A 20,637-nucleotide genomic window follows, 5' to 3' on the forward strand; every position below is an offset into this window, starting at 1 on the left:
TTTTTATGAAGACATTCCTCAAAATAGCGGCCGTTATGCTTTTGCTGATTTCGGTTCCGACGCTGGCGCAAAGCAAATCGGTCACAATAAAAACGAACATCAATTGCGATCACTGCAAGCAATGCCCAAGTTGTGGCGGTAAATTCCAGAAAACACTTATAAAGGAATCGGGAATTCAGATGGTGATTTTGGACGAACAAAAAATGACGCTCAAAGTTACTTACAACTCCAAAAAGACAGATCCGCAAGCCATAAAAGTGGCCATAAGTAAATTGGGCTATGACGCCGATGAAATCAAAGCCGATCCGAAAGGTTTCGAACAGCTCGACAGCTGTTGCAAGCCGGGTTGACAAACCGTAATATTTTTAACATTCGGCTGTGAGGTCGCGTCAACAAACGAACTTCGCGTCCTGCGAATGGGTTTATCTGTAACTATTGAATGTTATCCGATAAAAATCCCAAAGCGATTGTTCCTAGCTTGGTAAAAAGGCCAAAAGCTATGAATACACACACGATAATCCTCAAATGCAAAGGCAACAAAATGCCCGATCTTTCACGCCTGGAATCGTGTTTCGACGCGATCATGGAAAATCCGCAAATCGAATATTTCGGACGCAACGGAAGGCGGCTTTATTCGAATCCGAAAGCGATCATGGAAAGCCTGAACGGAAAATTCTTCCTTCAGTTTTCTTTCAGGCACTTGTTGCAACTCGACAGCGTGCACGCTTTCGCCATCATAAAATCGGCGCTAAAGAACAAAATGGTTCGCAAAATCAGCAACGAAGGTGACGCGCTCGAAGTCATTCTTCCATAAAAAAGACCTCGCGCAGGCAAGGTCTTCTTCGTGCTCAACAATCGATTTATTTTTTCGGACTTTGTTTTCTTGAGTAGTTGATAGCCGATTCCGGAAGGCGCTCGAACCTTACGTTCTGTCCGTCGAAGTGGATCGATTTTCCTTCTTTTTCCTGTTCGGCATTTATTACGTCTATCATTTTCTGGTCAAAATCGCTCGCCATTACGGTTGTTGAAATCTCGACGCCGTTCTCAAAACCATTCTGCGTTCCGACGGCGACCCAATTGAAGCTGGCATTGCTCGTGCCCGAGCCATTTTCGGTTACATAAAATCCTTGAGTCGTCACGCGGCTCACGAAAACGCCTTTGGTTTCCTGGGTTGGCGTCACCGTGACATTGATCGTTTCGGGATCGCCCACAGATTCGGAAAAACTTTTCTTGAAAGGAATAAAAACCGTCCCGTTTTGCAGTTGTCCGCGACCTCTTGTCATTACGTCGATTTCAGTCGATGTCGGAACGTATGTCGCCGTTCTTTCGGATGAACCGTTGTCGGTAAGTTTTACGATTGGTTCGTTCACGATGGTTTTTCCTTGGACGTAAGCTCCGAATTCGCGTCCGTGCGAGAACATTCCATATTCAGAACCCGCGATGTAGCCGCCCATGAATCCGCCTCTGATGCCAAGCCCGATATTGTTGTTGGCTTTTTCTGTTCCGATGTTTTTCTGTGCGAAACGATTTCCGTTGTTCGTCAACGCGATTCCGCCAATGGCGCCGGCTCCGTAAACGCTGTAAAAGATCCCCGACGCGCCTCGGTAACCCAAAATCCCAAAGTTCGAATTCCCGCCAAAACCAAGCACGCCGCCCGACGTATCCGGAATAGAAGTGCCGGAACCAACCGGAAGAATATCTCCGATGACGCCGTATAAAAACGAATTCTGTGTGATGCTTGTCGTGGGAACGCGCGATCCGAAGTTGCCGTAAACGCCACTTGACGCGCCTTGATTCGCAGTGTTGTACGAACCGCCGCTGAAACCGATTCCCGGCGTCAGCGAGTTGTTTTCTCCCAAAACGCCTGCCGCTTTCCAGTTTCCGGCCGCTGTTTCGTCGATCACGCCGTGAACTCCTATCGGAATAAACGCTGTTGTCGATCCGTCGGCTTGACCGACAACGCCTTCATTGCCTTTCACGTAAGTCGAAAGCGAGGTTTTCGTCAGGCCGACAAGCCCGTAACCAGTATTGTTCGAAGCGCCCAAAACACCTATTCCGGCCGCATCCGCATAAGACGCAAAACCGCGTTTGGCAGTAGCATTTCCATAACCCGTAAAATTGGTATAAGAAGTGGACGAAGTGTGAACCGAAACCACATCGCGCGAATCTTCGCCGCTCGCTTTACCGAAAACGCCCACGCCCTGAACGCGAAGGCCGTTTGCCGGAGCCGCGTTCGCCGGAGCAAAAGTCGCACCGATAGTCACATTCGAAGTCGTTCCCATTCTCAAACCTTCGGCTCCGTTCGTGCTCAAAGACAAAACGTCCGCCGCCGGACTGAAAAGACCTGTGTTTGTGTCGGTCGCAAATGAATAGAACGGAAGCAAAGCCGTTCCCAAAGCCAAAGCGTGAACTTGGTCGGCGTTTGGAATTCTGAGCTTTGTCGTGCCGTTCGTCGCAAAATCGAGATTGTCGGGATTCGAACTGAAAACGCCCGTATTAGTGTCGGTTTGGAACGAATAAACAGGAAGCGCTGCCGTTCCAAGCGAGTACGATTGCAATTGTCCGTTGTTGGCATTGCTGATATTCCAGCGATCTGCCGAGCCGGTTTTGATGCGCAGGTCAGCGGCATCGGTCGTTCCTACAAAATTCGTTCCCGGAAGCGTCCCGGCATTTCCGGTTGTCGTCCAGTCGTTGTTGAAACCCGTAGCGACTTTCACCCAGACGGCTCCGTCCCAATAATAATAACTCGGAACGACATTGTTTGGCGCAACGCCCGAAGTTGCCGTATTGTAAACCATTTCCGAAACAGTCGGCAAAGTCAATGGCGATGCGGAGTTTGTAGCAGTCAAGGCAACTCTCGGAATCAAAACGCCTTCGGTCGCGCTGTTCACGTCGAGCATCGCATTTGCCGTCGCGGCTCCAATCACGAAACGTCCGGCGTTGTCGAATCTCGCTCTTTCGGTGCCATTCGTCGTCACCGAAAGCGCATCTGCCGACGGGCTGAAAACGCCGGTGTTGGTATCCGTTTGAAAAGAATACGACGGAAGAGCCGCCGTTCCCAGCGAATACGATTGCAATTGGCCGTTGTTCGCGTTGCTGATGTTCCAGCGGTCAGTGCCGTCGGTTTTGATTCTCACGTCGACTGCATCGGTCGTGCCGATAAAATTAGTGCCCGCGACCGTTCCTGAATTTCCGGTCAAAGCCCAGTCGTTGTTCACTCCCGTGGCGAGTCTTATCCAGGATGCGCCGCCCCAATAATAATATCCGGGCGTAACATTAAAAGGTGCAGTTCCGGCGTTTGCGTTGTTGAAAACCATTTCAGAATTCGTGGGCGTCGTAAGTGGCAAAGCCGAATTGGTAGCCGTCAAAGCGACCCGAGGAATCAAAAGGCCTTCGTTGGCGCTGTTCACGTCGAGCATCGCGTTTGCCGATGTCGCGCCAACAACCAGACGTCCGCTGGCGTCGACCCTTGCGCGCTCAATGCCGAAAGTCGCAAAACCGATCGCATCGGCGGACGGACTGAAAATTCCAGTATTAGTGTCCGTTTGGAAAGAATATGCGGGAATTGGCGCGGTGCCGAGTGAGTACGACTGCAATTGGCCGTTGTTTGTATTGCTGATGTTCCAGCGGTCGGTGCCGTTGGTCTTGATGCGCACGTCGATTGCGTCAGTGGTTCCGATGAAGTTCGTGCCTGCGACCGTTCCGGCATTTCCGGTCAGCGCCCAAAATGTATTGGAACCCGTGGAAAGCCGAATCCAGGTCGTTCCGTCCCAATAGTAATAGCCGGGCGTGACCTGGTTTGGGCCTGCCGCCGAAGTCGTCGTGTTGTAGACAAGTTCAGAAACCGTGGGCGTCGTTACCGTCGCGACGTTCGTTGCCGCAAGCGCGATCCTTGGGATTAGCAATCCGTCATTTGTCGAGGCGATGTCGAGAGCGGCAGTTGGGGAAGTAGTGCCGATTCCGACCTGGGCCAGCGAAATGTTTCCAATAAAAAGAAGAATTAGAAAACTTCTGTAAGTAATCGTTTTCATAAGCGATAGCATTTGGGTAATTGTTCGACACAACCCAAAATTTCCATCGAGTGAAGATTAAAATAGCGATAAAATGTTTTCGAAATTGTTGATGTTGAGCATTGTATTGATAGAGTTGGGTTGTGCACTACTAATTTACGGTTAAGTCGATTCGAAAGTTGTTAATAAATCGCTTTTTGAGAATATTAATAAATAATTAAGAGTTGTTGGCCAACGGTTTTCTGAGAAATTCGGCTAAATTTTACCATTTATTTAACTCGGAAACAGGCGTTTTGGGCAAAAATGGTTAGCTAAAGTTTTGATGCGCATTTTGGCTGAGCGACAGGATTTTTGTAGCTGGAGGCCGATCGCACTAGTGCCGAAGCTGTATGTTCGTCAGATTGCCTAGCCCCGATCGCAGCGGCAGCCCCGAAGTTTCGCCATCGTGATTTTGCCGCAGTTTGCAGAGCGACCGAAGGAAGCTCCTGCAAACGCGTGCAAAAACCGATTGGGAAACGAGGGCTACAGCGCAGAGCGGGAATAAGCTTCAAAAAATACTGAAGAAAAAACGTCGGTTGGTTACCGACTGAAAACAAAAAAGCCCAAACTAGATGTTTGGGCTTTAAGTGGTACCTCCAGGAATCGAACCAGGGACACATGGATTTTCAGTCCATTGCTCTACCAACTGAGCTAAGGTACCGTTGCTGATGCGGGTGCAAATATAGAACGATTTTTTATTTGTGCAAAAGAAATTTTTCGGAAAAAATCTATTCGTACTTTTGCGCCCGATGGTACTTACAATCGATATAGGAAACACGCGAACCAAAGGCGCTGTCTTTGAAGGTAATGCGGTTTTGGAGCAGTTCGTGACTCCGGAAAAAGAATGGCAAAATAAAGTTTCAGAAATTTTGGATTTGTATCCGAAAGTGGACGATTTGGTCGTTTCTTCGGTCGGAAAAACGCAAATTGAGCACCTCGAGAACTTCAAAAACCGAGTAAAAATCCATTTCATTTCCCACGAATCGAAATTTCCTTTCGTCAATTTGTATGAAACGCCCAAAACTTTGGGTATCGACCGCATGGTTTTGTCGGCTGGCGCGGTGCTTCAGTTTCCAAAGCAAAATAGATTGGTTATCGATGCCGGAACTTGCGTCACCTACGATTATATAGATGAGGATGACAACTACCTCGGAGGCGCGATTTCCCCGGGAATCAGGTTGCGTTATGAGGCGTTGCACGAGTATACCGCGAGATTGCCTTTGCTCGAAAGGGAAATTCCGTCTGGCGACATCGGAAATTCTACTGCCCAAGCTATACATTCTGGCGTTGTAAACGGTGTCGTGAAAGAAATCGACGGCTTCGTAAATTCCTGGACAAGTGGACGATCAAACTTTATCATTATTTTAACTGGGGGCGATGCGCTTTTTTTGGCTGGGCAATTAAAAAATATCATCTTTGCCAATCCAAATTTTCTGTTAGAAAGTTTAAACCAAACATTTCAATTCAGCCTAAATGATTAAAAAAATTCTGGTAAGCGCCTGCTTGCTGCTGTCATTGATTTCCTTTGCACAGGAAGGCAGTTATTCTCCTTACTCTTTTTACGGAATTGGCGACCAACGTTTCAAAGGCACTGCCGAGACTCGCGCCATGGGCGGATTGTCGATTTTCGCAGATTCGATTCACATCAATTTACAGAATCCGGCGTCGTTTGGATCTTTGAAATGGACTAGTTTTTCAGTAGGAGGAACCAACTCGTGGGCAACTTTGAATACCGAAGATCGCGAGGAAAAAGCCAAGCGATTCACTTTGGATTACCTCGCAGTCGGACTTCCATTCAAAAAAGGCGGGATTGCTTTCGGTTTGATGCCTTACACTTCTGTTGGATACAAAGTACAAAGTCTCCAGACACAAATTCCAAGCCCGGGCGATACGACCAGGATCATCAACAGGTTCGAAGGCAACGGCGGAATCAACCGCGTTTTCTTGGGCGGAGGTTACGAAATCACAAGCAATTTGAGAGTGGGAGTAGACGTGAATTTCAACTTCGGGAAAGTAGAAACGACCTCTCTGGCGCAAGCCGAAGGAATACAGTTCGGGACACGCGAAATCAACGAATCGCGTTTTTCGGGTTTCAGTGCCAACATAGGCGCGATGTACGAACGCAAAATCAGCAAAAAACTCAAAGGATTCGCCGCGGCGACCTTTACACCACAGACAGATTTGCGCGCCGTCGGATACCGGAATATCGCAACGGTCCAAATCAGGCAGATTGGCGGAGTCGCCATCGTAGATCAGGACACGATTTTCAGCGACAGGGTAAGCAAATTGAAACTTCCGTCGAAATTCTCGTTGGGATTCGGATTGGGCGTGCCCAGAAAATGGCAGGCCGGAGCCGAAGTCACGTTCACGGGAGCAAAAGATTTACAGAATCGCGTGTCCGATTTCGGGAATGCGAGATTCGAGAACGCAATAAAATATTCCATCGGAGGTTATTATATTCCAAACTACAACTCGTTCAGCAGTTATTGGGACAGAGTCGTGATCCGCGCAGGCGCACGCTATGAAAACACCGGATTGGTCCTGAACAACCAGAAAATCCGCGATGCGGCCGGAACGTTGGGCTTCGGAATGCCGATTCCGGGATTGATGTCAAATATCAACGTCAATCTGGAATACGGAAAACGCGGCACGAAAGCCTACGGACTCATTGAGGAAAACTACGTCAACGTCGGAATCGGGCTTTCTTTCAACGACCGTTGGTTCGTGAAACGCCGTTACGACTAAAAAACAACTTTTATGAAAAGTACGTTTCTTGCATTGATCGCCTTTTTTGGCATCGCGATGGCTTCGGCCCAAAACAATCCCGAGAAACAATGTAAGGCTTTGCAGCGCTCGGTTGACAGTCTCGTCAATACAAACGATGCGGAGAAAGCGTACGCCGTCTGGCTGAATCTTCGCAAGGTTTGTCCGAACAATGAAAAGACGTATACGACAGGATTCGATCTTTTGCGCCTTCGGATACAAAAGTTGAAAGACGACGAAAAAACGGCCGGCGTCAAGGAATTGCTGAAGCTTTACGACGATTTCAACAAAAACGTTCCCGCGAACACGAGTCCGGTTTTGATGAACAAGGCTATGGCTATGCAAAAGTACAAGGCCGCGCCTGACGAGGAAATCTACAATTTGCTGGATATTGCGTATTCCAAAAATCCGATGGCTTTCGCCGATACAGATGCGATTTACTTGTATCACAAACTGTATTACGACAAGTTCAAGGCTGGCGACAAGACAATCACTCCAAATAAAATCCTTAGAAAAACCGATGATTTGGTGGCACACGTCGAGAAATTGACGGTTGCCGACGAAAAGTCGAAAAAGGCGAACGAAAGACTTGCCAGAGCGCTGCGCAATCTCGTGAAAGACGTTTCGACCTGCGAAAATCTCGATGCTTATTACGGGGAAGTTTTCGAAAAGAGAAAATCCGATACGCTTTGGTTGGCGGTCGCTTTAGATGCTTTGGCCGAAAACAATTGCCGAAACAGCAAACTTTTCCAGCAGGTCACAGACTTGCAACAAAGCACGAAACCTTCGGCGAAGTCAGCTTACAACGCAGGATCGGCCGCTTACCAGAAGGCAGATTTCGCGAACGCGGCCAAATATTTCATTCAATCTGCGGAACTTTCCAAAGATCCGAGTGAAAAAGCCGATACCTATTTCACGTTGGCCTCGACGATTTACGTCGGACGAGACAAGGCCAAACAGAAGGAATTTGCGTTGAAAGCGCTCGAAGTCAAAAAGGATTATGCAAAATCATATATTTTGTTGGCGCAACTTTACGCAGAATCCGGATCGGAATGCGGAAAGTCGGAATTCGAGAAAAAAGCGTTGAATCTGCTTGCGATCGAAACTTTGAAGAAAGCGATTTCGGTCAACAAAAACATGGGCGGACTCGACAAGGTGATCAAATCTTACGAGAAAAAGGCGCCGACCCAAAAAGAGATCAAAGACGCCAAGATGGGCGGAAAAACCGTACATTTCGATTGTTGGATAAATGAATCGGTACTCATTCCGGAGGCAAAATGATGCAATCTTTCCTAAATAAAATCGGCGTTTTTGGCGTTCTTGCTTTTACTCTCGCGGCTTGCGAAGGGAATTTCAAGGAAGTGCAAAAGCTTGGTTTTTCAGAATTCACGCCAAGCGGTGAAGCCGACGATTTCAATCTCAAGTACACCGATTCGGGCCGCATCACATCGGTTTTGATCAGTCCGAAAATGCTCGATTACGCCACGGCGCGCTATCCGTTTACCGAATTTCCGAAAGGCATAAACGTCACTTTGTACGACAAAAAAGGTGCTAAAACCTACGTGACTTCCAATTATGCCGTGCAATACAAAAACACTGACATGATCGATCTTCAGGGCAATGTCAACATTTGGAACGACGAAGGTTCACGCCTTCAGACCGAACAATTGTACTTCGATCAAAAAAACGAGTGGTTTTTCACCGAACAAAAATTTAAATTTACCGATCCCAAAGGTGTTTCCTATGGGCAAGGCATCGATTTCAGCAAGGATTTCAAGATCGTGAATTCACAGAAAATCTCCGGGCAAATCGAAAAATCAAACGACTTCTAACATGAACGGATATTTTAAACTGGTTCCATTTGTCTATCTTGCCGCGGCGTTGTTTTTCCTGTATTCGGCCTATGCGAATTACAATGAACAAATGGAAAGTTGGTGGATTTGGCTTGCGCTTTCAGGACTTTGCGTGTTCATGTTTTTCTTCCGCAGACGTTTCGCCAAGAAATTCATGGATCAGAATCAGCAGCCAAAAAAATAAGCTATGGAAGTCAGTATCATCATAACCAGCCTGATACTGGCGGCGTTTTTCTCGGGAATGGAAATCGCCTTCATTTCCTCGAACAAGATTTACCTTGAGATCGAGAAGCGGCAGGACGATTTTTTGTCGCAGATTTTGTCCAAACTCACAGAAAAACCTTCGAAATTCATCGCTTCGATGCTGGTCGGGAACAATCTCGCGTTGGTCGTTTACGGATTTTTTGTCTCGCGATTGATCCTGAGGTTGATTCTTCCTTATGATTTGACCGTCGCGTCGAATTTGCTGATCCAGTCGGCGATCGCTACGATTGTAATTGTCTTTACTTCTGAATTCCTTCCGAAGGTTTTCTTCCATATTTACGCCAACAGCCTGATTCGCTTTTTCGCGCTTCCGGCTTACGTTTTCTACAAGATTTTCTATTATGTTTCGTCTGGCGTGCTTTGGTTGTCCGATGTCGTTCTAAAGAAGTTTTTTAGAACGGGAAGCGATCCGGTTCAGGTTTTTTTCAGCAAAGTCGAACTCGGGAATTTCATAACGGAGCAGATGAGTTCGGTCAACGAGAACGAGGAAGTCGATTCGGAAATTCAGATTTTCCAGAATGCGCTCGATTTCTCCGAGGTCAAGGCGCGCGACATCATGACGCCAAGAATGGAGATTTCGGCCATCGATCTGTTTGCGCCGATTTCCGAATTGAAAGCGCTTTTCATCGACACCGGATATTCCAAAATTCTCGTCTACCAGGATTCGTTGGACGATATAGTCGGCTATGTGCATTCGTTCGATTTGTTCCGAAAACCGCGCACTGTCAAGTCTATAGTGATTCCGGTGGAATTCGTTCCGCAGACCATATATATTAAGGACGCGATGGATCAACTCACCAAAAAGCGCAAGAGCGTGGCGGTCGTTCTCGACGAATACGGCGGAACTGCGGGAATCGTGACCATGGAGGACATCGTCGAGGAACTTTTTGGCGAAATAGAGGACGAACACGATGAGGTCGAACTATTGACCGAAGAAAAGCTCGACGAAAGTACTTGGCTTTTTTCTACGAGACACGACGTCGAATATCTGAACGAAACCTACGATCTCGAAATTCCGGAAGGCGATTCTTACAGCACGCTAGGCGGTTTCATCGTCAATTCGGTGAACGAGATTCCGCAAAAAGGCCAACAGCTTTCCATCGGCAAATTCCGGTTTTCGATCGAGGAAGCGACCGCCAAGAAAATCGTGTTGGTTAAGATGACGGTTTCGGCCTGAAATCGATTCCAGCTTTTTTATTTCCGACTTCGAGACTTTGTTATTCCGACAATTTCGGCATCCGCGGAAGCGCAATCCATAGCCATATTTTTCGGCTGCGAAAAGAAAATCCAACTTTGAAAGCAAATATTCCGCTCAACTTATGGTTATTAAATAGATAATTGTATTTTCGCAAACTGAATTAAAAATCAAGAGTATAAAATGGCAGTTTTATCTAAAATCAGACAGCGTTCACTGCTGCTGATCGGAGTAATCGGATTTTGTTTGTTGGCCTTCCTGATCGGTGATATTTTCACGAGCGGAAACCTAAATCTTGCATCTAAGGATGTGGGTAGCGTCAACGGAAAAGACATCACTTTTGACGATTTCCGAGTGAAAGTGAGCAACGTAGAGAAAAGCGGACAAGGAATGAGCGCGACACAAGCGTCAAACCGTGTTTGGGATCAGGAAATCGCGATCACTTTGCTTACCGAAGAATTCGAAAAATTGGGAATCCGCGTAGGCGAAAAACATATTTTGGAGGCGTTCAAGAACGATCCGCAAATTGGGCAGAACCCAATGTTCAAAGGCGCTAACGGCGAATTTGACGTGGCGAAACTAAGCGAGTTCATCAAGACGAATCCAGATGCCGCACAAGCAATCAAAGACCGCGAAAAAGATGCGGTTTTGAACGCGAAATATTTGGTTTACAACACTTTGGTAAAAGGTGGATTATTCGTGACCGAAGCAGAAGGAAAATTCAAATACGAAGCCGAAACGACAAAAGCGTCTTTCGATTACGTGGGTGTTTTGTTCTCGACCGTGAAAGACAGCGATGTCAAGATTTCTGACAGCGAACTTACAGATTACATGAAAAAGCACGAAAAGCGTTACAAGAGCGACGAAAACCGCGAGCTTGAATACGTTTTGGTAGCCGACAAACCGTCTGCAGCTGACGAATCCGAAGTTAAAGGTGAAGTGGACAAGTTGCTTACTTCCACTGATTCTACCGGAAATTTCCGCACGACAAAAAACATCGGTGATTTCGTAAGCCAGAATTCCGATATTCCTTTCGATACGACTTACATCGCCAAGAAAGACTTGCCAACCGCTCACGCCGAGGCTTTGTTCAATCTTCCGGCAGGCCAGATCTACGGACCGTACATGCAAGGTGACTATTACGCAGTAACTCGCGCAATGGGACGAAAAGCCGGTGCAAACGCCAAGGCTAGCCATATCTTGATCAGCTGGGAAGGCACGCAAGTGAACAAACGCGAAAAGCGTACGAAGGAAGAGGCAAAAGCGAAAGCCGAAGCTTTGTTGGTTCAGGCAAAAGCGAATCCAAGTGGTTTTGCGATGTTGGCCATCACGAATTCTGACGATTCTTCTGCCAATCAAGGTGGAGATTTGGGCTATTTCGCTCCAGGGCAAATGGTTCCGGCGTTCAACGATTTCGTTTTCAAGAATCCAATCGGAACAATCGGTTTGGTTGAAAGCCAATTCGGATACCACGTAATCAACGTTACAGACAAACAAGACGCCGTGAAATTGGCTACTATCGCCAGAAAAATCGAGCCGTCTGATGCCACGACCGACGCCCTTTACCAAAAAGCGGTAAAAGTCGAAATGGAAGCGAACGACAAAGATTTCGCCACTGTTGCCAAAGCAGAGAAATTGGAAGTTGTTCCAAGCGTGAAAGTAAAAGCGATGGACGAATACTTTGGAAATATCGGAGCACAACGCGCAATCGTGCAATGGGCTTTCGGAGCTAAAGTAGGAGATGTGAAGCGTTTCGAAGTTGTTAATGTAGGAAACGTAATCGTGAAATTGAAGAAAATCAATCCGGAAGGTTTGTTATCTATCGATGAAGCGAGAGTTAGCGTTGAGCCACTTTTGAAGAACAAGAAGAAGGCCGAAATCATCAAGAAAAAGATGACAGGTGCGTCACTTCAGGCAATCGCGCAAGCTTCTGGAGCTACCGTTCAATCGGCTACAGATTTGACGCTTGAAAACGCAATGATACCAAATGCCGGTCCGGAACCTAAAGTCGTCGGAACTGCAATCGCGACTGCGACTGGAAAAGTTTCCAAACCGATCGAAGGAAATTCTGGTGTTTACGTAGTTGCTCCGAAAGCGGTTACAAAAGCGGCTGCAACCAAAGATCACCTCGATTTCGTCAACAAGGTGAAATCGCAAACAGGCGGATACACTTCAAGAATTATCCCGGCTTTGAAGGCAGATGCTAAAATTGAAGACAACAGATCGAAATTCAACTACTAGAAATTTCGTTCCCCAATACAAAAAATCCCGGATGGTATGTTCGGGATTTTTTTTGCCTAAAGGTTTCGTGTTTTTAGAGTATCATTTCCGAAAAAGGAATGACCGTATCGAAACCGCTACCTTTAAAATATTCCGAGGGATTTTCACGGCTCACAGCCAAAACGAAATCGCCGCCCCAAGCACCAAGACTCTTGATAACACCTTTGAAATCAGAGAATAGCGCTTCTTTTACGGTTTGCATTTCGAGTACTTCACTCATGATGCTTTCGTGTTTTTCGAGTTCATAGGCGAAACTTCTCAAGTCTTGGGCGGAAAGTAAATTTTGTGTGATTTTGGTAATTTTCGAAACGGTGCGTCCGATGTTTTCCGTGCGATTGTGATAATAGGATGCGATTGCAGCTTTACTGCTTTGCTTTTTATTCAGATACACAAAATAGAGATCGGCCGTGAAATACGGTTTGAATGAAATCGGTTCAATTACGGGTTTTGCATTTTCAAGCCGATACAAGATTGGCGTGTCGTTTTGGGCGCAAGCGATGTCGTAACCACTTCCGCCGAAGCTGTTATCGAGTAATTCGAAAGCGTCGATCCCAAGCCATTGCGCAATGTTGTTGATCAAAGTGGATGAAGTTCCCAAGCCCCAATTTTTTGGGAAAGTAAGATTCGTTTCAATCGAAAAACCTTCTGAATTGTCGATGAAACCAGGATTCTTCAAGTAAGCCTCGTGCAAGATTTCGAGCAAAGTCGTTTTTACCGAATCGTATTTCTCGACGTAATCTGGAGTACAGATTTCGGTAAAATCGTAACTGTCTTCAAACCAAACCGATCCATCTTTGTTGAAACTTTTCCAGTGGATTTTTTTGTCAGATGCAGGTTCGATGGTCAGATCCTGTCCAAATTTTGTTGGAAAAGCCAAAGCCTGAGCGCCGTCGAGCACGACGTATTCGCCCGTAAGGAGCAATTTTCCGTTGGAATAAAAGCGTTGTTTCATAAATGCTGCAAAGTCTGAAAGTTGGAATTTCTGGATCGAACGACTTTAGTTTTTCCTCAGACTTTCAATATAATTCACGGCCGCGGCGTGCGAAATCGCGTGTTTCTTGAAGTGTTTCCGCACTTGATCGCGTTCGTCTTCGGTCGCATCGAATTGGTTCAGAATATTGTTCAGATGCATTTTCATGTGGCCTTCCTGGATTCCCGTGGTCGTCAACGAACGCAATGCCGCGAAATTTTGCGCAAGTCCGGTCGCTGCGACAATCTGCATCAGTTCTGGAGCAGATGGTTTCTCCAGCATTTCCAAGGCGAATTTCACCAAAGGATGTAACGAGGTCAAACCGCCTACAGTTCCCAAAGCCAAAGGCAAATCTACCCAAAACCTGAAAATTCCGTCTTTGATTTCGGCGTGTGAAAGACTCGAATAGCGACCGTCTTTCGAAGCGTAGGCGTGAACCGCGGCTTCGATTGCGCGAAAATCGTTTCCGGTTGCAAGCACTACTGCATCGACGCCATTCATGATGCCTTTGTTGTGCGTCACGGCGCGGTAAGGTTCGACTTCGGCGATCTTGACGGCTGTGGCGAATTTTTCCGCGAAAGCGTGAGTATCGGTAATGTTTTTGTCGGCCAATTCCTCGATTTTGCACGAAACTTCCGCACGGACGATACAACTTGTCACATAATTGGACAAAATGCTCATCACGATTTTTATGTTCTTTTCTTGGGCTGAAAAACCGTCATATTCATCGGCCTCGGCTTTCAACGTCTTGGCGAATTGCTCGAGACAGGAATTGATGAAATTCGCGCCCATCGAATCTTTCGTCTCGAAAGTGGCGTGAAGCTGGAAATAACCCGGAATCTCGGCTGTTTTATCTCTTAACTCTATGTCGAGAATTCCACCACCGCGCTTTTGCATATTGGCCGTCAGCGGTTCGGTATCGTAAAAGAAATTGGGTTTGATCAATTGGAAAAAGCCCTTCAATTTCTCGTTGTCACCCGAAAATATAAAATGTACCTGCCCGATTTTCTCGGTGTTCAGCACTGTGGTTTTGAATCCGCCGCGGGTTGACCAAAATTTCGCCGATTTCGATGCCGCGGCGACGACAGAACTTTCCTCGATCACCATCGGGACCGTATATGTTTTTCCGTTTATAAGAAAATTCGGGGCGATTCCCATCGGCAAATAGAAATTCGTAACCGTGTTTTCTATAAAATCGTCGTGCAATTGTTGCAGTTTTTCGTCCGAATTCCAATAGCTTTTGAGCAATGACTTGGCCTGGTCGGCTTGCTGAAAATACGTGTTCGCTATCCAATCGATCTTGTCGTTTTTGGAAAGCTTCGAAAAGCCCGAAATCTCTTTGGTCATACTGGTAGATTGAATCACAAAGATAGCATTCTCGCGGTTTTACCACAGATAGTCGACGCAACTATTCTATTGCAAGGCAGATTTCCGACTTCGCTAAATTACATATTTTCGGAATATTTCCAAATTTAACACGGAATATTTCCAATAATTAAATTTTGTTTTTACTTTCGGAAAATGATTTCGGACGGTGAAAGTGATTTTATTAAGGGACGTGGCGCCCAGAAGAATGTCAAGAATCGGTTTTTTTCCGAGTCGCTTGAGGTTTCGGATGAATTCCTGAATTATTGCGCCGCAGAAGGTGATGACGCTGACCCGAATCGCACGCATTACTTGGAAGTTTTCCCCAAGACGATCGTCAACAAAGTAGAAAGCCCAGACGTGGGAATGGCCTGGTCGATGAACGCTTACCAAGGTTGCGAGCACGGCTGTATATATTGTTACGCGCGGAATTCCCACGAATATTGGGGCTATTCCGCCGGATTGGATTTCGAACGCAAAATTCTCGTCAAAAAAAATGCGCCTCTATTGTTGGAAGAAAAATTAAAAAGCAAAAATTGGCAAGCCTCGACTATCGTAATGTCGGGAAATACAGATTGTTACCAACCGGCCGAAAAGAAATTTCAGATCACGAGGCAATGTCTTGAAGTGTTTCACAAATTTCGGCATCCGGTGGCAATCATTACGAAGAACGCACTGATAAGCCGTGACATGGATATTGTTGCAAAACTCGCAGCCGATAATTTGATAGGAGTGAACGTGTCGATCACTTCTTTATCAGAAAAGACGCGCCAACTTGTCGAGCCGAGGACTGCAACTATCAAAAAGCGATTGGATACGGTGAAAATGCTGTCGGATGCGGGCGTTCCGGTGAACGTATTGATTGCGCCGATAATTCCCGGGATAAACAGCCACGAAGTTTTGCCATTGGCCAAAGCTGCGGCAGATGCCGGCGCGGTCTCGATAGCGCATACGATTGTAAGGTTAAATGGACAAATCGCGGAAATCTTCACCGACTGGATCCAAAAAGCAATGCCGGATCGCGCGGACAAAGTATTGAATCACATCAGGCAAGTGCACGGCGGAACGCTCAACGACAGTCGCTATGGCCAAAGAATGAGAGGTGAAGGCGAATTCGCCGACCAGATTCACGCGCAAATGCGATTGGCGCGCAAGAAGTTTTTCGAGGGAAAATCATTTCCGAAGTTGAACGGCGATCTGTACGAGCAATATCGCGATGGACAACTGAGTTTGTTCTGATTGCCGAAATGTTGCTTCAGAAGATTATACGCGCAAGATTTTAGCCATGACTTTGCCTTTGGCGAGTTCGTCTATCATTTTGTCGAGATACCGTATTTTTCGCATGATCGGATCTTCTATTTCCTCGACTCTGTGACCGCAGATTACGCCGGTTATTTTCGAGGCATTCGGATTCAAGTTGGGAGCGTCGTTGAAAAAGGATTCGAAGTTCGTCTTTTCGTCGAGCACTTGTTGCAAAGATTTTTCATCGTATCCGGTAAGCCAAAAAATGATCGTGTCGACTTCTTGTTTCATGCGCCCTTTTTTCTCGGCTTTAGCGATGTAGTGCGGATAAACGCCCGCAAAAGACATTTTGTAAACTCTCGTATTGTCCATTTTTGATCGTCAGTACTGTGGGTTTTCCAAAGATAGCGAATAAGTTACGAGCCGTTTGTGCCAAAAGTTGTAACGAAACGCGATTTTAAAGACAAACAGGCCGTTAACCCGAACCTCGATTTAACAGCGAAAAAAAGCTTTATTTGCATTTTTTTCACTAAAATTGACGGTTTTTATATTCCACATAAAAATGACGAGAATTTTTAAGGTAACCACACTTTTCCTGTTGGTCGGCGCATCGGTTTTTGCCCAAAAAAAGGTGACTGTCGATGAGATCTACACCGGCGCTTTCCGAACAAAAGGCATGGACGAATTGAGTTCCATGAAAAAAACGAACCAATACACGGTTCTGAACTTGGACAGAAACTCGCGCCGTTCACAAATCGATCTTTACGATTTCGCGACCCTCAAAAAAGTTGCGACAGTATTGGATACCAAAGATCACAAGGAATTGCAGTCGATCGACAGTTATTCGTTCGACGCATCCGAAAAGAAAATCCTTATAGCGACAAATTCGAACCCAATTTATCGCCATTCTTTTACCGCCGATTTTTACCTGTTCGACATCGCGTCCAAACAACTTTCAAAGGTATTGGAAGCCGCTCAGGAACCGACGTTTTCACCAGACGGAACCAAAATTGCGTACGGAAAGGAAAACAACCTGTTCATTTACGACATCGCCTCGAAGACCAGCAAACAAATTACGTCTGACGGAAAGAAAAATGCGGTCATTAATGGAATCACAGATTGGGTTTACGAAGAAGAATTCGCATTCGTGCGCGCTTTCGACTGGAGTGCAGATTCAAAAAAGGTAGCTTTCATCCGCTTTGACGAAACTGACGTTCCGGAGTTCACGATGACGGTTTTTCACAAAGAGCTTTATCCGAAGGAAGAAAAATTCAAGTATCCGAAAGCGGGCGAGAAGAACGCGATCGTAAGTTTACATCTATACGACGTGGCATCGGCTGCGACCAAAAACGTAAATCTTGGCAATTACAGCGACTTTTACATCGCGCGTCTGAAATGGACAAATGACGCCAATATCTTGAGCGCACAAGTCTTGAACCGCCACCAGAGCAATCTCGACTTAATTTTCGTCGACGGCAATTCGGGTGCGGCAAAAGTCGTGCTCAACGAAAAAGACAAAGCTTATGTCGATGTCACCGACAACTTGACTTTCCTGAAAGACAATAGTTTTATCTGGACGTCCGAAAATGACGGTTTCAACCACATTTACGTTTACGACAAGTCAGGTAAACTCAAAAATCAGGTCACGAAAGGCAAGTGGGAAGTCACCGCTTACTACGGATTCGATGAAAAGAACAAAACGATTTTTTACCAATCTGTCGAGAACGGATCGATCAATCGCGACGTTTACAGCATCGGCCTTGATGGAAAAAACAAAAAACGTCTTTCGAGCCAAACCGGAACGAACAACGCGACGACTTTTAGTCCAAACTTCGACTTCTACATCAACAGCTTTTCGAGTGCCACCGAGCCGACAGTTTTCACTTTGCGCGAGTCAAAATCTGGAAAAGAAGTCCAGAAAATCGCGGACAATGTCGCCTTGACCGATAAACTCAAGGCTTACGAATTGCCAACAAAGGAATTTTTCGTGTTGAAAACCGGGAAAGGCCAAGAATTGAACGCTTGGATGATCAAGCCGAAAAACTTCGATGCGAGCAAAAAATATCCGGTTTTCATGTACCAATATTCGGGTCCGGGTTCTCAGGAAGTCGGAAACCATTGGTTGAGCGCCAACGATTATTGGTTCATGATGTTGAGCCAGCAAGGTTACATCACGGTTTGTGTCGACGGACGCGGAACCGGTTTCAAAGGCGCGGCTTTCAAGAAAGTCACCCAAAACAATCTCGGCAAATTCGAGGTGGAAGACCAGATCGATGCGGCGAAAGTCATCGGGAGTTATCCTTATGTCGACAAAACGAGAATTGGGATTTTTGGATGGTCTTACGGCGGATTCATGTCTTCGAACTGCATTCTCAAAGGAGCCGATACATTCAAGATGGCCATTGCGGTCGCTCCGGTCACGAACTGGCGTTTTTACGATTCCGTTTACACCGAGCGCTATTTGACGACGCCACAGGAAAATGCATCGGGTTACGATGAAAATTCCCCGATCAACTTCGTGTCCAACCTCAAAGGAAAGTTCCTTTTGATACACGGAACGGCCGATGATAACGTTCACGTCCAAAACTCCATGCAAATGATAGAAGCCTTGGTGCAAGCCAACAAGCAATTCGACATGGCGATCTACCCGGACAAAAACCACGGCATTTACGGAGGCAAAACGCGCATCCAACTGTTCAATAAAATGACGGATTACATCCTTCAAAATCTATAATTAACCAAAATTCCCGGCGGCTCACGCATCCGGACTAAAACCAAATACACATGGCAGAAGAAATTCAGGCAAAAACAGGACATCCAAAAGGACTTTGGGTGCTTTTCGGCACCGAGATGTGGGAGCGTTTCAACTTTTATGGGATGCGCACCTTGCTCACGCTTTTCATCGTCAACGCGCTATTGATGAGCAAAGAGGAATCATCGCTTATCTACGGCGGATTCCTTGGACTTTGTTACCTGACTCCGATGCTCGGTGGTTTCATCGCCGACAGATATCTCGGAAACCGCTATTGCATCATTTTGGGAGGAAGTCTGATGGCCATCGGTCAGCTGTTGCTTTTCTTCAGTGCCAGCGTGTTTTCGACCAACATCGAACTTGCAAAAACGCTTTTGTACGTGGCGCTTGGCGTGATCATTTTCGGAAACGGATTCTTCAAGCCGAACATTTCTTCGATGGTAGGAAGTCTATATCCGAAGCAAGAGAAGAACAAACTCGACACGGCTTTCACGATTTTCTACATGGGAATTAACATCGGAGCGTTCCTTGGACAGTTTATTTGCCCGTTTTTGGGTGACGTTACCGATGCCGATGGAAACCGCGACATTTTCGCCTTCAAGTGGGGATTCATGGCCGCGTCTGCCGCGATGGTCGTAGGAACATTGACATTTTGGTTTCTTAAAGACAAATATGTTGTGAATCCGGAAGGCCGTCCGATTGGAGGTTTGCCGTCAAAAAACTCACACGACGATTATGAAGAAGGAGAAGCGACTTCGGCACAGTTTACCGGAAAATCACTTGGACTTGCTGTTGTAGCGTTTATTCTATTGGCTCTTGCATTTCATTTCTTCGTCGGACAAAACGTTATTTATTCGATTATTTACGGAAGTGGTTTGACACTCGCCGGATTGATCTTATCAGACAAATCCCTAACCAAAATCGAAACCGACCGAATCCTAGTAATCTACATCGTTTCGTTTTTCGTAATCTTTTTTTGGGCAGCTTTTGAACAAGCGGGTTCATCGCTTACGTTCATCGCCGACAACCAAACCGACAGAAACTTCCTGGGTTGGGATATGCCGCCTTCGATGGTGCAAATCTTCAACGGAATTTTCGTCGTGATGTTCGCGGTGCCGTTCTCGGCACTTTGGGACAGACTTCGTGCAAGCGGCAAAGAACCGATTTCCCCATTTAAACAAGCTATCGGGCTTTTGCTTATCGCGGTGAGTTATTTCATCATCGCCCACAACGTGAAAGATTTGGGTAACTCTGGTCTTTTGGCGATCAAGTGGTTGATCCTTTTGTATTTGATCCAGACATTCGGCGAATTGTGTCTTTCTCCTATCGGACTTTCGCTTGTCGGAAAATTGGCTCCGAGACGTTTTGCATCGTTGTTATTTGGAGTTTTCTTCCTTTCGAACGCCTCCGGATATGCATTGGCGGGAACTTTGGGTTCGATTTTGCCTCCAACGAGCGAGCAGTTCGTAGCGGCTGAGAAACAAAAAATCGACCTTCAGGGAATTCTCGACGGAAAAGTTGATGCCTCCGGAAACGACCTTTACGTTTTGGCAATCAACAAAGCGGCCAAAATCGACGAGGAATCGGCAAAAGAGAACAAGCTTGACATCTCCAAAAGAATCGAGAAAGCTGGACAATTGAAGAGTGAAAGAGAAGCGGCGAGAAAGAAAAAAGTCGAATTCGTGAACAAATACACGGCCAAGGATACGACTTTCACGGCAGCCGAATTCCAGCTGATCAAAGACAAAAAAATCATCAAGGCAGAATATCCGTCGTTCGCAGGTTTCACTTTGCACAACCTTTACGAATTCTTCATGGTATTCGTGGTGCTTTGCGGTGTGGCGTCAGTATTGTTGTTCGCCTTGACGCCTAAGCTCAAGAAAATGATGCACGGCGTAAACTAA

Annotated in this window: 16 protein-coding genes and 1 tRNA gene; 12 read left to right on the forward strand and 5 right to left on the reverse strand. The window is 46.3% G+C overall.

Translation table 11 applies throughout. The features are described 5' to 3' along the window. Positions 1 to 5 precede the first annotated feature (5 nt). Both EOO49_RS09550 and EOO49_RS09555 read left to right on the forward strand, forming a co-directional pair. Positions 6 to 350 carry a heavy metal-associated domain-containing protein gene (locus EOO49_RS09550; protein ID WP_290845044.1) on the forward strand — a complete coding sequence of 115 codons (345 nt, stop codon included), beginning with the start codon at positions 6 to 8 and terminating at the stop codon, positions 348 to 350. 149 nt (positions 351 to 499) lie between these two features. Beyond that, a complete protein-coding gene (locus EOO49_RS09555; protein ID WP_290845045.1) occupies positions 500 to 814 on the forward strand; it encodes a hypothetical protein in 315 nt (104 codons plus the stop codon). Positions 815 to 860: 46 nt separating this feature from the next. On the opposite strand, the gene EOO49_RS09560 is transcribed toward EOO49_RS09555, so the two are convergent. Both EOO49_RS09560 and EOO49_RS09565 read right to left on the reverse strand, forming a co-directional pair. Beyond that, positions 861 to 4,031, reverse strand: a complete 3,171-nt coding sequence (locus tag EOO49_RS09560; RefSeq protein WP_290845047.1) for a hypothetical protein — start codon at positions 4,029 to 4,031, stop codon at positions 861 to 863. A 606-nt stretch (positions 4,032 to 4,637) separates the two neighbouring features. Continuing rightward, positions 4,638 to 4,710, reverse strand: a tRNA-Phe gene (locus EOO49_RS09565). An 88-nt stretch (positions 4,711 to 4,798) separates the two neighbouring features. Between EOO49_RS09565 and EOO49_RS09570 the strand changes: the two genes are divergently transcribed. The 7 genes from EOO49_RS09570 (at position 4,799) to EOO49_RS09600 (ending at position 12,365) form a co-directional block, all read left to right on the forward strand. Then, entirely contained in the window at positions 4,799 to 5,530 is a 732-nt protein-coding gene (locus EOO49_RS09570) for a type III pantothenate kinase (protein WP_290845050.1), read from the forward strand. Continuing rightward, positions 5,523 to 6,794 (forward strand): hypothetical protein, encoded by a 1,272-nt coding sequence (locus tag EOO49_RS09575; RefSeq protein WP_290845052.1) that lies wholly within the window; start codon positions 5,523 to 5,525, stop codon positions 6,792 to 6,794. Before EOO49_RS09570 ends, EOO49_RS09575 begins: the two co-directional genes overlap by 8 nt. A gap of 12 nt (positions 6,795 to 6,806) precedes the next feature. Continuing rightward, positions 6,807 to 8,093, forward strand: a complete 1,287-nt coding sequence (locus EOO49_RS09580) for a hypothetical protein (protein WP_290845054.1) — start codon at positions 6,807 to 6,809, stop codon at positions 8,091 to 8,093. After that, complete coding sequence (lptC, locus tag EOO49_RS09585; protein ID WP_290845056.1) at positions 8,093 to 8,644, forward strand: LPS export ABC transporter periplasmic protein LptC; 552 nt, start codon at positions 8,093 to 8,095, stop codon at positions 8,642 to 8,644. The genes EOO49_RS09580 and lptC overlap by 1 nt, the downstream gene beginning before the upstream one ends. A gap of 1 nt (position 8,645) precedes the next feature. After that, the gene (locus EOO49_RS09590) at positions 8,646 to 8,849 is read left to right on the forward strand and encodes a hypothetical protein (RefSeq protein WP_290845058.1); all 204 of its coding nucleotides are present in this window, start codon (positions 8,646 to 8,648) and stop codon (positions 8,847 to 8,849) included. 3 nt (positions 8,850 to 8,852) lie between these two features. Next, positions 8,853 to 10,106, forward strand: coding sequence for a hemolysin family protein (locus EOO49_RS09595; RefSeq protein WP_290845060.1), 1,254 nt, complete (start codon positions 8,853 to 8,855; stop codon positions 10,104 to 10,106). A 201-nt stretch (positions 10,107 to 10,307) separates the two neighbouring features. Further along, positions 10,308 to 12,365, forward strand: coding sequence for a peptidylprolyl isomerase (locus EOO49_RS09600; protein WP_290845062.1), 2,058 nt, complete (start codon positions 10,308 to 10,310; stop codon positions 12,363 to 12,365). Positions 12,366 to 12,438: 73 nt separating this feature from the next. Here EOO49_RS09600 and EOO49_RS09605 read toward each other — a convergent pair whose 3' ends face one another. Both EOO49_RS09605 and EOO49_RS09610 read right to left on the reverse strand, forming a co-directional pair. After that, entirely contained in the window at positions 12,439 to 13,356 is a 918-nt protein-coding gene (locus EOO49_RS09605) for a GYDIA family GHMP kinase (protein ID WP_290845064.1), read from the reverse strand. Between the two features lie 45 nt (positions 13,357 to 13,401). After that, positions 13,402 to 14,721: a hydroxymethylglutaryl-CoA reductase, degradative gene (locus tag EOO49_RS09610; RefSeq protein WP_290845066.1), complete on the reverse strand. Its 1,320-nt coding sequence runs from the start codon at positions 14,719 to 14,721 to the stop codon at positions 13,402 to 13,404. A gap of 174 nt (positions 14,722 to 14,895) precedes the next feature. On the opposite strand from EOO49_RS09610, the gene EOO49_RS09615 reads away from it, so the two are divergent. Further along, entirely contained in the window at positions 14,896 to 15,978 is a 1,083-nt protein-coding gene (locus tag EOO49_RS09615) for a PA0069 family radical SAM protein (protein WP_290845068.1), read from the forward strand. Positions 15,979 to 16,002: 24 nt separating this feature from the next. On the opposite strand, the gene EOO49_RS09620 is transcribed toward EOO49_RS09615, so the two are convergent. Beyond that, the gene (locus EOO49_RS09620; RefSeq protein WP_290845070.1) at positions 16,003 to 16,353 is read right to left on the reverse strand and encodes a DUF2200 domain-containing protein; all 351 of its coding nucleotides are present in this window, start codon (positions 16,351 to 16,353) and stop codon (positions 16,003 to 16,005) included. Between the two features lie 190 nt (positions 16,354 to 16,543). Between EOO49_RS09620 and EOO49_RS09625 the strand changes: the two genes are divergently transcribed. Then, positions 16,544 to 18,715, forward strand: a complete 2,172-nt coding sequence (locus tag EOO49_RS09625) for a S9 family peptidase (protein ID WP_290845071.1) — start codon at positions 16,544 to 16,546, stop codon at positions 18,713 to 18,715. A gap of 50 nt (positions 18,716 to 18,765) precedes the next feature. Beyond that, a complete protein-coding gene (locus EOO49_RS09630; protein ID WP_290845073.1) occupies positions 18,766 to 20,637 on the forward strand; it encodes a peptide MFS transporter in 1,872 nt (623 codons plus the stop codon).

Origin of the sequence: Flavobacterium sp. (genome assembly GCF_004295795.1) — a bacterium.
In the GTDB taxonomy this organism is placed as follows: Bacteria; Bacteroidota; Bacteroidia; order Flavobacteriales; family Flavobacteriaceae; genus Flavobacterium.

Excerpts from the sequence above, each read along its gene's own strand:
- EOO49_RS09620 (WP_290845070.1), bottom strand. The coding sequence starts at position 16,353 with ATGGACAATACGAGAGTTTACAAAATGTCTTTTGCGGGCGTTTATCCG.
- EOO49_RS09550 (WP_290845044.1), top strand. The coding sequence starts at position 6 with ATGAAGACATTCCTCAAAATAGCGGCCGTTATGCTTTTGCTGATTTCG.
- EOO49_RS09575 (WP_290845052.1), top strand. The coding sequence starts at position 5,523 with ATGATTAAAAAAATTCTGGTAAGCGCCTGCTTGCTGCTGTCATTGATT.
- EOO49_RS09600 (WP_290845062.1), top strand. The coding sequence starts at position 10,308 with ATGGCAGTTTTATCTAAAATCAGACAGCGTTCACTGCTGCTGATCGGA.
- EOO49_RS09590 (WP_290845058.1), top strand. The coding sequence starts at position 8,646 with ATGAACGGATATTTTAAACTGGTTCCATTTGTCTATCTTGCCGCGGCG.
- EOO49_RS09555 (WP_290845045.1), top strand. The coding sequence starts at position 500 with ATGAATACACACACGATAATCCTCAAATGCAAAGGCAACAAAATGCCC.
- EOO49_RS09580 (WP_290845054.1), top strand. The coding sequence starts at position 6,807 with ATGAAAAGTACGTTTCTTGCATTGATCGCCTTTTTTGGCATCGCGATG.
- EOO49_RS09605 (WP_290845064.1), bottom strand. The coding sequence starts at position 13,356 with ATGAAACAACGCTTTTATTCCAACGGAAAATTGCTCCTTACGGGCGAA.
- lptC (WP_290845056.1), top strand. The coding sequence starts at position 8,093 with ATGCAATCTTTCCTAAATAAAATCGGCGTTTTTGGCGTTCTTGCTTTT.
- EOO49_RS09630 (WP_290845073.1), top strand. The coding sequence starts at position 18,766 with ATGGCAGAAGAAATTCAGGCAAAAACAGGACATCCAAAAGGACTTTGG.
- EOO49_RS09560 (WP_290845047.1), bottom strand. The coding sequence starts at position 4,031 with ATGAAAACGATTACTTACAGAAGTTTTCTAATTCTTCTTTTTATTGGA.
- EOO49_RS09615 (WP_290845068.1), top strand. The coding sequence starts at position 14,896 with ATGATTTCGGACGGTGAAAGTGATTTTATTAAGGGACGTGGCGCCCAG.
- EOO49_RS09595 (WP_290845060.1), top strand. The coding sequence starts at position 8,853 with ATGGAAGTCAGTATCATCATAACCAGCCTGATACTGGCGGCGTTTTTC.
- EOO49_RS09610 (WP_290845066.1), bottom strand. The coding sequence starts at position 14,721 with ATGACCAAAGAGATTTCGGGCTTTTCGAAGCTTTCCAAAAACGACAAG.
- EOO49_RS09570 (WP_290845050.1), top strand. The coding sequence starts at position 4,799 with ATGGTACTTACAATCGATATAGGAAACACGCGAACCAAAGGCGCTGTC.
- EOO49_RS09625 (WP_290845071.1), top strand. The coding sequence starts at position 16,544 with ATGACGAGAATTTTTAAGGTAACCACACTTTTCCTGTTGGTCGGCGCA.